The 14,516-nt window shown below is 42.7% G+C and carries 10 protein-coding genes and 1 other annotated feature; of the genes, 2 read left to right on the top strand and 8 right to left on the bottom strand.

Annotation, left to right across the window (positions count from 1 at the left end):
* Window positions 1-5 precede the first annotated feature (5 nt).
* From AB5627_RS05610 to glgB, 3 genes are all read right to left on the bottom strand, one after another.
* Window positions 6-1,004, bottom strand: a complete 999-nt coding sequence (locus tag AB5627_RS05610; protein WP_022288287.1) for a GGGtGRT protein — start codon at window positions 1,002-1,004, stop codon at window positions 6-8.
* 15 nt (window positions 1,005-1,019) lie between these two features.
* On the bottom strand, window positions 1,020-1,712 hold the full coding sequence (locus tag AB5627_RS05605; RefSeq protein ID WP_022288288.1) for an iron-sulfur cluster assembly scaffold protein: 693 nt from the start codon (window positions 1,710-1,712) through the stop codon (window positions 1,020-1,022).
* Between the two features lie 119 nt (window positions 1,713-1,831).
* Entirely contained in the window at window positions 1,832-3,616 is a 1,785-nt protein-coding gene (gene glgB, locus AB5627_RS05600) for a 1,4-alpha-glucan branching protein GlgB (RefSeq protein ID WP_270762752.1), read from the bottom strand.
* Window positions 3,617-3,803: 187 nt separating this feature from the next.
* Between glgB and AB5627_RS05595 the strand changes: the two genes are divergently transcribed.
* Window positions 3,804-4,364, top strand: a complete 561-nt coding sequence (locus AB5627_RS05595; RefSeq protein ID WP_022288290.1) for a TetR/AcrR family transcriptional regulator C-terminal domain-containing protein — start codon at window positions 3,804-3,806, stop codon at window positions 4,362-4,364.
* 118 nt (window positions 4,365-4,482) lie between these two features.
* Here AB5627_RS05595 and AB5627_RS05590 read toward each other — a convergent pair whose 3' ends face one another.
* The 3 genes from AB5627_RS05590 to galT form a co-directional block, all read right to left on the bottom strand.
* The gene (locus AB5627_RS05590; RefSeq protein WP_368369727.1) at window positions 4,483-7,002 is read right to left on the bottom strand and encodes a YfhO family protein; all 2,520 of its coding nucleotides are present in this window, start codon (window positions 7,000-7,002) and stop codon (window positions 4,483-4,485) included.
* Window positions 6,989-7,801: a PIG-L family deacetylase gene (locus AB5627_RS05585; RefSeq protein WP_265290735.1), complete on the bottom strand. Its 813-nt coding sequence runs from the start codon at window positions 7,799-7,801 to the stop codon at window positions 6,989-6,991. The genes AB5627_RS05590 and AB5627_RS05585 overlap by 14 nt, the downstream gene beginning before the upstream one ends.
* 62 nt (window positions 7,802-7,863) lie before the next feature.
* On the bottom strand, window positions 7,864-9,369 hold the full coding sequence (galT, locus tag AB5627_RS05580; protein ID WP_117958093.1) for a UDP-glucose--hexose-1-phosphate uridylyltransferase: 1,506 nt from the start codon (window positions 9,367-9,369) through the stop codon (window positions 7,864-7,866).
* Window positions 9,370-9,656: 287 nt separating this feature from the next.
* Window positions 9,657-9,890: a binding site (T-box leader), on the top strand.
* 89 nt (window positions 9,891-9,979) lie between these two features.
* Here galT and AB5627_RS05575 point away from each other — a divergent pair.
* On the top strand, window positions 9,980-11,650 hold the full coding sequence (locus tag AB5627_RS05575) for a 2-isopropylmalate synthase (protein ID WP_333635109.1): 1,671 nt from the start codon (window positions 9,980-9,982) through the stop codon (window positions 11,648-11,650).
* A gap of 85 nt (window positions 11,651-11,735) precedes the next feature.
* Here the strand turns inward: AB5627_RS05575 and ppk1 are convergent, their stop codons facing one another.
* Window positions 11,736-13,880 carry a polyphosphate kinase 1 gene (ppk1, locus tag AB5627_RS05570; protein WP_022288295.1) on the bottom strand — a complete coding sequence of 715 codons (2,145 nt, stop codon included), beginning with the start codon at window positions 13,878-13,880 and terminating at the stop codon, window positions 11,736-11,738.
* Between the two features lie 167 nt (window positions 13,881-14,047).
* Entirely contained in the window at window positions 14,048-14,329 is a 282-nt protein-coding gene (locus tag AB5627_RS05565; RefSeq protein ID WP_022288296.1) for a hypothetical protein, read from the bottom strand.
* Window positions 14,330-14,516: the final 187 nt, after the last annotated feature.

The following is a 14,516-nucleotide window of genomic DNA, read 5'->3' as shown; positions in this document are numbered from 1 at the left end:
AAACCTTACTTCATAGCCTCTTCAACTGCAACTGCGCAAGCAACTGTAGCACCAACCATTGGGTTGTTGCCCATACCGATAAGACCCATCATCTCAACGTGTGCAGGAACTGAAGAAGAACCAGCAAACTGAGCGTCGCTGTGCATTCTTCCCATTGTATCTGTCATACCGTAAGAAGCAGGACCAGCAGCCATGTTATCTGGGTGCAGAGTTCTACCTGTTCCTCCGCCTGAAGCTACTGAGAAGTATTTCTTGCCCTTCTCAAGTCTTTCCTTCTTGTATGTACCTGCAACTGGGTGCTGGAATCTTGTTGGGTTTGTTGAGTTACCTGTGATAGAAACGTCTACGTTCTCTTTCCACATGATAGCAACGCCCTCGGTAACATCGTTAGCACCGTAGCAGTTTACCTTAGCTCTCAGACCATCAGAGTATGCCTTGCGGAATACTTCCTTAACTTCGCCTGTGTAGTAATCCATCTCAGTTTCAACATATGTGAAGCCGTTGATTCTAGCGATGATCTGTGCAGCGTCCTTGCCAAGACCATTAAGAATAACTCTCAGAGGCTTTGTTCTAACCTTGTTAGCCTTCTCAGCGATACCGATAGCACCCTCAGCGGCAGCGAATGATTCGTGACCTGCGAGGAATGCGAAGCACTCTGTATCCTCTTCAAGAAGCATCTTGCCGAGATTACCGTGACCAAGACCAACCTTTCTCTGGTCAGCTACAGAGCCAGGGATACAGAAAGCCTGAAGTCCCTCACCGATAGCAGCAGCAGCGTCAGCAGCTCTTGTGCAGCCCTTCTTGATAGCGATAGCGCAGCCTACTGTGTAAGCCCACTTAGCGTTCTCAAAGCAGATAGGCTGAATGCCCTCAACGAGCTTATAAATGTCAAGACCCTTAGCCTTGCATACGTCAGCACACTCTTCGATAGTGTTGATACCGTACTGATTGATAACAGCAAGGATCTGCTTTTCTCTTCTCTCATATGATTCAAATAAAGCCATTGTAACAAATCCTCCTTATTCTTTTCTTGGGTCAACGATCTTAACAGCGTCAGCTACTCTACCGTACTGACCCTGTGCTTTCTCAAAAGCAGTGTTAGCATCGTCGCCAGCCTTGATGAAGTCCATCATCTTGCCGAAGTTTACAAACTTGTAGCCGATGATCTCGTCATCTTCGTTAAGTGCAAGACCTGTAACATAGCCGTCTGTCATTTCAAGGTATCTAGGACCCTTTGCAAGTGTACCATACATAGTACCTACCTGTGAACGAAGTCCCTTACCAAGGTCCTCAAGACCAGCGCCTACTACAAGACCGCCCTCAGAGAATGCACTCTGTGAACGACCGTAAACGATCTGGAGGAAAAGCTCTCTCATAGCTGTGTTGATAGCGTCGCAAACGAGGTCTGTGTTAAGAGCCTCGAGAACTGTTCTGCCTGGAAGGATCTCTGATGCCATAGCAGCAGAGTGTGTCATACCTGAGCAGCCGATAGTTTCAACGAGACATTCCTGGATAACGCCCTCTTTTACGTTAAGTGTCAGCTTGCAGCAGCCCTGCTGTGGAGCACACCAGCCGATACCGTGTGTAAAGCCTGAGATATCCTTGATTTCCTTAGCTTTTACCCACTTTGCTTCTTCTGGAATTGGAGCTGCACCGTGAGCAACGCCCTGAGCGATAGGGCACATTGTTTCAACTTCGTGAGAATAAACCATTATTTACATAACTCCTCTCAAATGATTTTGGTGTAAATGTTGTATATTACATACACTCATATTATAACGCATATTTCGCCATTTTGCAATAGTATTTTATGATTTTTAATATTTTTTTCTCATTCTGTGGTAATTATAACGCTACTGAGAGGTGCGAGTCTGAGTGGCAGCTTATAGTTTGTGGTATAAAGACCGCTGTTTATGCAGTTTGATCCACTATAAATATCACGGTCAGAGTTGAGAAGCTCTTTGTAGGCTCCGTTTTGCTCGACCTTCAGGATATAGTTCTGATAGCTTCCAGAAAAATTGAACACCATATAAAGCGTCTTGCCGGAAGGGTCGCTTCTGCGGTAGGCATAAATGCACTGATTTTTGTTGTCTGCGTCTATCCAGCGGAAAGATGTGGAATTATAGTCGGACTTATACAGTGCAGGCTGTTCAAGATAAAGCTTGTGGAGTGCTTTCACATACTCGTGTAATGAATCGTGTATAGGATATGTGAGCAGATTCCAGCCCAGCTCTTTTTCATCACGCCATTCAAGATATTCGCCAAGCTCGTTGCCCATGAAGTTGAGTTTCTTGCCAGGGTGAGTGAACTGGAAAGTATACAGTGCTCTTATGGTAGCAAACTGCTCCTGCTGACTGCCGAACACCTTATCCACCATGGTTTTCTTGCCGTGAACTACCTCGTCGTGGGAGTAAGGAAGAATGAAAAGGTCATTATAGAAATAACTCATGGAGAAGGTCATTTTATTGTGATGATTTCTGCGTTCAAAAGGCGGAGTCTTTATATAATTGATGGTATCGTTCATGAAGCCCAGATCCCATTTATAGTCAAAGCCAAGACCGCCGAACTCAACAGGGGCAGTTACCTTTGTGTAGTTTGTGGAATCTTCTGCAAAAAGCATAACGTCAGGGTGCATTTTCTGAATGGCGTAATTAGTGTTCTTCAAGAACCATATACCGCTGTCGTTCACAGCGTCATCAGTGTGGCCGTGACGATAGATAAGGTTTGCAACTGCGTCATATCTCAATCCGTCAACATGATATTTTTCTATCCAGAAATTAACTGAGGATTTTACAAAGCTAAGCACATGAGGCTTTGTGTAGTCAAACAGGGCAGTACCCCACTCGGAGTATCTGTCATACTCATTGTCGCTTTCAAAGAGGAAGCTTCCGTCATATATGTGCAGGGCATAGAAATCACGGACAAAATGTACGGGTACAAAGTCCAGAATGATGCCGATATTTTCCGCATGACAAGCGTCTATGAACTTCATAAGCCCTCTAGGGTCGCCGTAACGGCTGGTTGCGGAGAAATATCCCGACACCTGATAGCCCCATGAGCCGTCATAAGGATATTCCGTCAGTGGCAGAAGCTCGATATGGGTATAGCCCATTTCCTTTACATAAGGTATGAGCAGGTCTATCATTTCTTCATAGGTGTAAAAGCGGTCGGTTTCTTCTTTTCCCTCTTTTATGCGCCACGAGCCGAAATGTACCTCATATATGTTCATAGGCTTTTCATAGCATTTGTCACGCTTTGAGAGCCATTCTTGGTCATTCCAGCTATAGCTGTCGATATCATACACCACAGACGCATTTTTCGGTCTTACCTCGCTGTACACCGCAAAAGGGTCTGAGCGGTAGTGCTTTTCAAGAGTAGGCGTTGTGATAACATACTGATAAATGTCACCCTCTTTTGCAGGGCGTTCAACGCTCCATACCCCACGTTCATCACATTCCATAGGGATAATATCTCCATTCAGGCAAAGCTCTACCTTTCTTGCATGGGGCGCATAGGTGGAAAATCTTATGCCGTTCTCTATTTTTACTGCCCCCAGGGCTTCATACGCTCTACAGCTTTGACCATTTATAAATTCTGTGATGATATTGTTTTTCATGCCGTTTCCCCCTGTGAAAAATATGATAATGATAAAATATTTATAAAAAGTTATTGAAATTTCATAAAATTATGATATAATAAAAGTTAGCGCAAATTGTCTGCTTTTTTGACATTAATTCAGCTTAGTCTGATTTTTCCTCAAAAAAGGCCTTTTGTCGTTATGAATCTGAAAGGAATGTAGTTAAATGTCAAGCTCTGCAATAACCAAAAGTGCTTTGTGTGATTCACTGAAAAAACTCTGCGAGCAAAAACCCTTTGATAAAATATCCATATCCGATATAACAGGTGAGTGCGGTCTTAACCGCCAATCTTTTTATTACCATTTTCAGGATAAATATGAGCTTTTGAGCTATATCTATCTTCACGAGCTTTTCGCTGACATCACCAAAGGCGTAAACTACGACAACTGGTATGAGCGTCTTGAAGGATTTCTCGTAAATATGCTCAAAGACAAGCGCTTTTACTCAAACACGCTAAAAAGCAACGAAAAGATATTTGAGCATTATCTTTTCAGAAGTATGCACAAGCTGTTCATCAGATTTTTCTATCACGCTGTTGCTATAACCAGAAAGCGTTCCGATAAGGCGAAGTTCTTTGCCGATTTTTATTCTCATGGCTATTGCGGAATAATAATAGATTGGGCAACGGGCGGAATGAGAGAAACTCCACATGACGTAATGCTGAAAATGCGTGAACTTGCATACGAAAATGTTACCATTGGTGAGGGATTCAGACAGAACCTTTGACAAAAGTCACACAATCACTCTGTTATTTTATCATATTTTATGTAATAAGTGAATAGACAAACCTAAACATACGACAAAAAAAGCGACAGATATAAATTTCTGTCGCTTTTATTTTTTTCTACTTTGAAGCTTTTGATTTTCTTCTGTCAATAATAACGAATGCTATGAATATCAGCAAGCCTGCCGCTGAAAGTGCTATGCCCTTGTGGAGCAACGGTGCGGTAAAGGTTATCTTTATGCTGTGGCTGCCTTTTGGTATCTTGAAGCCAAGGAATGCAGTGTCGGTCTTTTCACACTGCACCTCTTTGCCGTCGATCTCAGCGGTGAAGCCGTCGGTATACGGAATGGAAATGGTGAAATAGCCGTCATTTTTAACGTCTATAGTGCCGTTTATCACATCTCCGTGAGAGGTCTTCTTGTCTATGATAAACGGGTCAACATCACGCACAAGGCTGTCTTTGTCGATGACATAACAGCGAACGTTGGTTATCTCATACTTGCCGTCAGAGAATTTCACCTTAACGCTGTCTGCACTATAGTCCTGACCTGTGGTTATGACATATTCAAAACGTCTGTTATTATTGTAATACTTCCAATCAGGTGCAGTGAGCTTGTTTTTATTGCCGTTTATGGACACCCAAGCGTCCTTTCTGCCACCCTTTATATCGTTGTTCACATTGAAAGATACAAACATTATCTCATTGTTCGTGAGCGTTTCGGGAAGCGTTATCTCCTGAGTGAAAGGCTTTTTGGCGTCAATGGTGTATTTTCCCCATTCACGCTTTATCTGGTCACACTCTGTAAAGTTGATGGAGCGCACCTTTTTGATATCAGATGAAAATGACTTTTCCGTCTTATCCTCAACTATTATATTATTGAAAAGAGCTTCCACTGAGTAAGGATAATTCAGGGAATTATATTCTTTTCTGCCGATAAGAGCATTGGTAGCATATCCGAAAGGCAGAACGTCATTGTTTTCATAAAGTGAAAGGCTTCCGCTCTCTTTTATCTTCTTGTAGCCTGACACTGCCTTTACTGGGTCGTCAGTGATAAGATACCTGTTTGAAAAATACATATCAGCAATAAGGCTTCGTGTCTGAGTGGTCAGGGAAGTGTTGCGGTATGAATTTTCGTTGTATATCTCGCTGTAATAAAATTTGTTGTAATCTTTATTGTGCAGTGAGGAATATATTGACATGGTGTAATAATCTGCATTATATATCATATTCACTGTGTTCACTTCGTCAACGCAGTTTGAAGTTCTCGATATCTCCTCTTGCGAGCCGACATAATCTGCAAGTGTATTCATATCACTGCTGTTATCATATTCAAGCTCTCTTAAAGGCACAAGCTCGTCTGCAAAGTTTGCATATACTGTGGATACCACGAGGCAAAGGGACATTCCTATATTAAGTATGAATTCTTTTTTGCAACGTCTGTATACAAACAGGCTCGACATAAGCACAACAAAGTCAGCGATAATATAAAACTCCACTTTTTTGGTGGTTTTGAACCAGAAAACTCCTGCCAATGCAACTAAAAGGGTTATCACTGCAAGTGGTTTAAGCTTTAGCTTTCCTCTTATTATATCAAAATAGGTGTGTCCGAAAAGGAGCATACCAAGAGGAAGGAAAGGTATAAGAACTTTCGGGTCAACATACAGTGTGCCGTTTAACATATAGACTATTATAGGGCAGGTGGCTATTACCATCATAACGATCCCGAGAAATCTTCTATAGCGTTGTTTTGAGAACACCGCCGATATTATGCTAAGCACTGTGAAAAGGCAAAGTCCCATTGAGTAGTGATAATAGAGCAGGAATTTCAAGTTTACACCTGGTATGAACGACTTGAGATCAACATGGCTGTTGCCTGCCTCTCTGCCGGAGAGCATACAGTGCAGTGTCGGCAGGATAAGTACGCACGCCATTATCACTGCCAGGATAAGCCTGAAAGCGAACGCTGTTCCGTCTTTACAGAACTTCTTGAAAGTTGGCTTTTCATTTATTTTCAGCCAGCGGTAAACGCCATACACTGCCATTGCCGCAAGACCCGACACTGCAAAGAAATAGCTTGTCATGAGCATCAAAAATGCCCAAAGCGTCACCATGTATTTTCTCTTGCCCTCAAAATAATCCTCGATAGCCATAAAGCCTAAAAGCAGGAACGGCATATAATTCACGAACATTATGTGCCTGTGACTGTGGAAGATAAGGGGTGCTGAAAAGAGAAACACAAAGCTCAGTGCAAACGCTGTGTTGTCTGTGAATTTCTGACGCATCCATATATAGAATATCCACAGGCTTGCTATAATGCCTATTATGGATACTATCTGTATATAGGTGGACATTTTCACAAAGGGCAGAAGATAAGAAAAAAGTATTATAGGCGAATAAAGCCCATAATATGACAGATTATAGATGTTCTCACCACAACCTATGTTCGGAGCAAAGGAGGGAAAAAAGTCCCCTGTTTTGTAAAAGAGCTTTCTGAAATAATCAGGGATAGCATAGTGCTGTCCGCCCCAGTCAAGCTCAGAGCCATAGGCGTATTTAAACCTTGTGAGCGCAAGGACAAACAGAAGATATATCCCTGTAAGCACACACAGATGTATTATATTTTTCTTACTGAGCTTCATTCACAGCCACTCCCAGCGCAGTTGCAGTTTGTTTTTTCATTTCAGGGTGTTCACTGTAGCGTTTATACAGCGTCCAATCCTCATAATAAGCCATATGCCACAGCTTGTCTACAGTTTTCTTTTGAGAGGTATACATATCCGCAAGCTTTTTCTTGAACTCGTATCTCTCTTTTGATATCTTTGGCAAAGTGTTGCCCACCACCTTCAGACGGCTAGCCTTGTAATACTTGCCAAAGCAGTAAAGGTCGCACTGGATATCGTTCTTATCGTATATCTCAGTGACGTAATTATGCACGTTTACATGGTGGATATGACCATATTCGCCTTTTTGATTATGCACAGCTATAAGCTTCCAATCCTTGCAGGTCATTATCTTTTCAAGGTCAGATTCGATACCGTCCTTAACAAGCGCCCAATCGTCACGCTTACCCCTGACTTTATCAGGATATTCAAGCATTATACACTCGTTGCCCGAGGCAGTCACCACGTCCTTGAACTCCTGAGAACGCACCTTATTTCTTCCGTTTGTTACACACACAACAAGATAGCCTTTATCATAAAGATGTCCTCCGCCCCAAAGCACTTCGTCATCAGGGTGAGCCACTATCATAAGCTTATCAGCCTTTGATGACGAAGCAAGCTGTAACTGTATGGCGGATATAGGCGTAACGTCATAAGCCTGATTGATCGTATCTCTTATATGCCTTTTGTAGCCTAAAAAGCACAGTGTGCCTATAAAAATGACTATTGCCAGAATTATTGCTGTTTCCTTTATATGCTGTCTTGTAAATCTGAGCATAAAAATGCCCGCACCCTTGCAGGATCTCTTCTGCGAGATACGGGCGTTCACCTCTTTCTTTATTACTTGTTGTTCACATAGTCTATAAATCTTTCAAATGCAGCTTTTCCGTCTTTGTTTCTCTTATAAACGCCTGCATGTTCAAGCACCTTTGCGAACACGATGCCTATTTCTTTCTGCAAGACCTCGTGAACGTTCTCGGCTGTTATATTGTTTTTCTTTGATATCTCCTCAGCCCAGTCAGCGTGTTTTTCTATCAGCTTGTCACGGCGTACACCCTCTGTTCCCTCTGTGACCAGAACCTGAGCAAGCTTCTCCATTTCGCCTTTAAGTCTTGACGGAAGCACTGCAAGACCCATTACTTCGATAAGACCGATATTCTCTTTCTTTATATGATGAAGCTCCTGATGGGGGTGATAAACGCCAAGAGGATATTCCTCCGTTGTGATGTTGTTTCTAAGCACAAGGTCAAGCTCATATCTGCCGTTTCTCATTCTTGCAATAGGTGTGATAGTGTTGTGCGGCTCGCCTTCAGTTTCAGCGTAAATGAATGCTTCTTCGTCGGTGTAGCCTCTCCAAGCTTTGAGTATCTTGTCAGCAAGGTCAACGAGAGCGTTTTTGTCCTCGCTGTTTATTCTGATAACGGACATAGGCCATTTTACGATACCAGCGTCAACGTTCTCAAAGCCCTTGAAAACTATCTTTTCTTCAACAGGGGCTTTCGCCATTGCAAAAGTATAATGACCGCCCTGAAAATGTTCGTGTGAAAGGATAGATCCGCCAACGATAGGCAGGTCAGCGTTTGAACCTATGAAATAGTGCGGAAACTGTCTGACAAAGTCAAAAAGCTTCTCAAATGCCGAACGGTCTATTACCATAGGCGTATGCTTCTTATTGAAAAGGATACAATGCTCGTTGTAATAAACATATGGGGAATACTGAAGTCCCCAGTCTGTGCCGTTTATTTTAAGGGATATAACACGGTGATTCTGTCTTGCAGGGGAGTTCACTCGTCCTGCATATCCCACGTTCTCATAGCACAGCAGGCACTTAGGATATCCCGACTGCTTTGCAAGCTTTGCCGCCGCAATGGCTTTCGGGTCTTTTTCAGGCTTGGAAAGATTGATAGTTATATCAAGGTCGCCGTACTCTGTTGGAGCTATCCAGCGCATATCTTTCTTTACTCTGTATCTTCTTATGTAGTCCGTGTCCTGCGAAAGCTTGTAGAAATAGTCAGTTGCGACCTTTGCAGACTGGTGGTTGTAAAGTCCCCAGAACTTTGTGTCTACCTCTGACGGTCTTGGAGTAAGAAGCCCCATGAGTTTTGTGTCGAAAAGATCTCTGTATACAATAGAATTTTCTGTAAGGCCCTTTTCCACAGCGTAATCGAGAAGCTCTTTGAGAGTGCTTTCAAGATCAACGTCAGAAAACTCCTCCGCTGGTTCGTCATATTCCTCAAGGTCAAGGGCTTCAAGAAGCCTGTTTGTAGTATAAACTCTGTCGCTCTCCTCAATAAGTCCGCTTTCCAGACCATATGTTACAAGCTTTTTAATGCTTTCAAATATCATGTTATAGATCCCCTTTTGTACAAAAGTATGAGTGGTAACCCCCTCAGCCAGCATCTATTATTATAGACCATTGCTTATTCTTTGTCAACCGACAGACAGGCTAATTAAGATACTTTTAAGCATTTGAAAAGCGTAATAAGAATATTTTAAGATTATTTTGCAAGGGACGCCTACCCCTACATTTAACGTCAGGAAAAACGATTTAGCACCGAATATTAACAAATTGTTAAATCGACAATTGTCCTATTGACAAAAGCGGGAAGTATGGGTATAATAAAAACAATATGACAAAGGCGTTGACAGGAACAAAAGCAAAGTTCTGACATTACAGAGAGCCGTCGGTGGGTGCAAGACGGTATGCGGAATTTGTGATAACTCGTCCCCGAGCCTGAACGGTGAAATCTTATTAGCCGCTCACGGGTTCTCCCGTTATAGAGATACGCATTGATAGATGCGGCTGAGATATGCGGTGTGAGCCGTATATGAATGAGAGTGGTAACACGGCAAAGCTCGTCTCTCCTTTTTGGTAGGAGTGGCGATTTTTTTTATGCCCTTTTCCACATCACTATCAAAATAATTATCGGCTTTATATTTATAAGGAGGATCTGACATGAAAAACGTAGAAAAGTATGAGAGAGGCTATTATATGCCTCCTGTAAAGTGCATGAAGTGGGCTGAAAAAGAGTATGTTGACCACGCTCCTGCATGGTGTTCTGTTGACCTGAGAGACGGAAATCAGGCTCTTATCATTCCTATGAGCCTTGAAGAAAAGCTGGAGTTTTTCACAAAGCTCGTTGAGATAGGCTTTAAGGAGATAGAGATAGGTTTCCCTGCCGCCTCTGAAACAGAGTATGAGTTCTGCCGCACACTTATTGAGAAGAACATGATACCTGATGATGTTACTATTCAGGTGCTTACACAGTCAAGAGAGCATATCATAAAGAAAACATTTGAAGCTATCGACGGTGCAAAGAACGCTGTTGTCCACCTTTATAACTCAACATCTGTTGCACAGAGAGAGCAGGTTTTCCGAAAGTCTAAGGAAGAGATAATCAAGATAGCTACAGACGGTGCAAAGCTCTGTAACGAGTATAAGAAGCACGCAAAGGGCAATATCGTATTCGAGTATTCTCCTGAGAGCTTCACAGGCACAGAGCCTGAGTTTGCAAGAGATATTTGCAACGCTGTTATCGACATCTGGCAGCCTGCACCTGATAACAAGGTCATCATCAACCTGCCTGTAACAGTTGAAATGTCAATGCCTCATGTTTATGCTCAGCAGGTAGAGTATATGTGCGACACTCTTCACAACAGAGAGAACGTTATAGTTTCACTTCACCCACATAATGACAGAGGCTGTGCAGTGGCAGACTGCGAAATGGGTCTGCTTGCAGGTGCTGACAGAATAGAGGGTACTTGTTTCGGCAATGGTGAGAGAACAGGCAATGCCGATATCGTTACTATCGCACTTAATATGTACACTCACGGAGTTGACCCTAAGTTGGACTTCTCAGATATGCCTGCACTGGTAGAGCTTTACGAGAGAGTTACAAGAATGAAGGTTTATGACAGAAGCCCATATTCAGGCGCACTTGTATTCGCTGCATTCTCAGGCTCACATCAGGACGCTATCGCAAAGGGCATGAACTGGAGAAAAGAAAAGAGCTGTGACAAGTGGACAGTTCCTTATCTTCCTATCGATCCGCATGACGTTGGCAGAGAGTATGACGGTGACGTTATCAGAATAAACTCGCAATCAGGCAAGGGAGGAATAGGCTTTATCCTCCAAAATCAGTTCGGCTACGATCTTCCAAAGAAGATGAGAGAGGACTTTGGCTATAAGGTAAAGGCTGTTTCAGACCACAAGCACAAGGAGCTTATGCCTGATGAGGTCTACAAGATATTCAAGGACGAGTACCTCAACAAGTGCGCACCTGTTGATATTCCTGAAGCACACTATGTTCAGAAGCAGAATGGCACTATCTGCGCCGCTATTACAGCTTCAGTAAACGGCGTAACAGACGATCATACAGCAGAGGGTAACGGACGTCTTGACTCTGTGGCAAATGCTATCAAGCAGGCTTTGAACTTTGATTTTACCGTGGAAACATACACAGAACACGCTCTTGAAAGAAAGTCAACATCTGAGGCTGTTTCGTATGTTGGAATTTCCTGCGGTGATAAGATGTATTGGGGCGTCGGCAGACACTCAGATATCATCGTATCTTCTATCAAGGGTCTTGTTTCAGCTATCAACAACGCTTTTGCTGACAACAAGTAATAAATAAAATTTAAGGGACAGGCGAAAGTCTGTCCCTTTTTTTGTACAAAAAATGCAGCCATATAGAATATGACCGCATTATATATTATTTCTTTTTTCTTCTGAAAAGCCTTTTGAGCCAGCCTAAAAAGCCCTTTTTCTCCTTTTCAGGTTCGACAGCCTTTGAATCATTAACAGGAGCAGGCTTTGGTGCATTGGCGTATGCTTCAGCGTAAAATCTGCTTTGTGCGTCAATGGCGATATCTCCACGCTCTGCACGGACATATTTTCCGTCAGGCTGCATTATCCTTGCTTTTACGTTGTCCTGCATCTGGGTGTCAAAAATATCGAGGACACGTTTTTTTACTTCTTCACTGAGGATAGGTGCGGCGACCTCAACTCGCCTTGTGGTGTTTCTTGTCATATAGTCTGCGCTGGATATGTATACCTTTTTGCGAACACCTGTGCCGAAAATATATATCCTTGCGTGTTCAAGATATCTGCCCACTATTGAGCGTATCTGCACATTGTCAGTAACGCCCTCCACACCTGCAACAAGGCAGGATATACCTCTTATAACAAGCTCTACCTTCACGCCTGCCTGAGAACATTCTATTATCTTGTCCATAAGCACCTTATCAGTAAGAGAATTGAGCTTTGCGGCAACATATCCCTCACCGCCTGCTCTTGCAATGCTTATCTCATTATCCATAAGCTCCACTACCTTATTTTGCAGACAGTGGGGAGCGACCATAAGTGCCTTTGAGCTTTCCACAAGCTCGCCCATTGACAGCGTTCTGAACACCTCGCAAGCATCCTGAGCAATGTCATTGTTTGATGTCATAAGGCAAAGGTCGGTATAAAGCCCTGCGGTCTTTTCGTTGTAGTTTCCTGTACCCACCTGAACAGTGTACTTTACGCTGTCACCAACTTTTCTTGTAATAAGACAAAGCTTTGAATGGACTTTAAGTCCCTGCGGACCATACATTACATGACAGCCTGACTCCTCCAACAGCTTTGACCACCCTATATTGTTTTCCTCATCAAAACGTGCTCTCAGCTCTACAAGCACAAGCACGTCCTTGCCATTTTCTGCGGCGTTGCACAACGCCTTTATGACCTTGGAGTTCTTCGCCACACGATACAAAGTCATTTTGACAGACGTAACGCTATCGTCCTTTGCCGCCTCGTCAAGGAGCCTGATAAAAGGCTTTATGGACTCATAAGGATAGTGCAGGAAAAGATCCTTTTCGTCTATCTGCTCTATCATTGACCTTGACGGGTCTATCATCGCAGAGGGCTGCGGCTCCTGCTTCGGAAAAAAAAGCTCTTTTCTGTCTGCCACCTTGTCAAACACAGCGAACACATAGGACATATCAAGGGGAGTTTTCTCCACAAAGACTTGCTTTTCTGAAAGCTCCAACCTTGAAAGCAGTTCGTTTAGCACAGTGTCGGATATTTGCTTTGAAAGCTGCAATCTTACAGGACAAAGGCGTTTACGCTTGTTGATAAGCTCAGACATATTTTGTCTGAAATCAAGTTCCGAGTCAAAGCCCTCGTCAACGTCGATGTCGGCGTTTCGTGTCACTCTCATAAGAGCCTTTTCTTCTATTTTATAGCCCTCAAATGCCTTGTCGGCATAATGGAGAATAAGCTCCTCTACAAGGATATAGCTTATGCACCCCTCGTCATCAGGAAGAAAGATCACACGCTGGAATTTCTCGTTACAGCTAACTATACCCACTGTGACGGCAGATTTTGAAGCGAGTTTTGCAACCGCATAAATACTTTGATTTGCAAGAAACGGGAAAGGGTGTCTTTTATCGATAATAAAGGCGTTAAGAAACGGCTTGACCTCATAGGCATAATAAGCTTCAAGAAATTTCTTATCCTGTTCAGTGAGAGCCTTTATGTTTTTATGTACTATATTTTTAAGCTCCAGTTCCTCGCAGATAGCTTTGTATGTCTTATCTTTTATTGGTATAAGCTCATGAACACGCTCAAATATTGCTGAAAGCTGTTCAGATGGACGCATTTTGGACTTGTTGTCTTTATGATCGTCGTCCACAAGCGAGGAATCATAAAGTGAGCCCACACGCACCCTAAAAAACTCGTCAAGATTGCTTGCAAATATCGACTGAAAAAGCAATCTTTCAAGAAGCGGTGTAGCACTGTCCTGAGCTTCTTCAAGAACTCTCTCGTTAAATTTAAGCCATGATAACTCTCTGTTATCGTAGACCTTGTTATTCATATTCTTATTTCTCCTAACTCCTATCGTAAGAAAGGCATCTTATATCATACTGTATTATTATACCGCCAAACGCATATGATGTCAATGCAGGTGCCGTAAAAAGCTTGTAAAATCGCCATAAAGCAAAAAAACTCCCGCCCGAAGGTAGGAGCAGATCGTCTTGAAGATCAGATCCCAATATATTCCTTAGCGGTCTGGCATATATTAGCACAGTTATTCGCAAGGACGCTGTTGTCTTGTGGCAGATTCGGCAACATGATAAGCCAAAAAAGAATGAACACTATTATAAGCATAAGCGTAGCACCAGTCAAAAGTATCAAGGCGGCTGAACGCTTTGATTTCAGTGTTGTATGTACATCGCTGCACACTTTCTCGGCGGGCTGTGCATTTTCTTTTTCCTCGTTAGGAATACGTTTTTCTTGCTCTTTTTTACACTCAGTACACAACATATACTTTAAACCTCCATAATCTATTTTTACTTCATTAACTATTATACCACATTCTTACCGTCTTGTGTTAAGCTGGCAGCTATAATTTACAGAAATTTCGACTGAACTTTTTGTAAATTGGTAAAATTCTAAAACTTGCCATGCGCATATAATTTATCTTCATAAACAAAACCCCCAAAAGAATAAC

This window comes from Ruminococcus sp. RTP21198st1_G1_RTP21198_201120, assembly GCF_040924265.1.
GTDB lineage: Bacteria > Bacillota > Clostridia > Oscillospirales > Ruminococcaceae > Hominimerdicola > Hominimerdicola aceti.
The sequence above is the reverse complement of the archived record's forward strand: the minus strand, read 5'-3'. Positions and strand labels throughout refer to the sequence as shown.

Bases quoted from the DNA above. Each gene is read 5' to 3' on its own strand.
- AB5627_RS05610 (WP_022288287.1), bottom strand. From the start codon at position 1,004: ATGGCTTTATTTGAATCATATGAGAGAAGAGAAAAGCAGATCCTTGCT.
- AB5627_RS05605 (WP_022288288.1), bottom strand. From the start codon at position 1,712: ATGGTTTATTCTCACGAAGTTGAAACAATGTGCCCTATCGCTCAGGGC.
- glgB (WP_270762752.1), bottom strand. From the start codon at position 3,616: ATGAAAAACAATATCATCACAGAATTTATAAATGGTCAAAGCTGTAGA.
- AB5627_RS05595 (WP_022288290.1), top strand. From the start codon at position 3,804: ATGTCAAGCTCTGCAATAACCAAAAGTGCTTTGTGTGATTCACTGAAA.
- AB5627_RS05590 (WP_368369727.1), bottom strand. From the start codon at position 7,002: ATGAAGCTCAGTAAGAAAAATATAATACATCTGTGTGTGCTTACAGGG.
- AB5627_RS05585 (WP_265290735.1), bottom strand. From the start codon at position 7,801: ATGCTCAGATTTACAAGACAGCATATAAAGGAAACAGCAATAATTCTG.
- galT (WP_117958093.1), bottom strand. From the start codon at position 9,369: ATGATATTTGAAAGCATTAAAAAGCTTGTAACATATGGTCTGGAAAGC.
- AB5627_RS05575 (WP_333635109.1), top strand. From the start codon at position 9,980: ATGAAAAACGTAGAAAAGTATGAGAGAGGCTATTATATGCCTCCTGTA.
- ppk1 (WP_022288295.1), bottom strand. From the start codon at position 13,880: ATGAATAACAAGGTCTACGATAACAGAGAGTTATCATGGCTTAAATTT.
- AB5627_RS05565 (WP_022288296.1), bottom strand. From the start codon at position 14,329: ATGTTGTGTACTGAGTGTAAAAAAGAGCAAGAAAAACGTATTCCTAAC.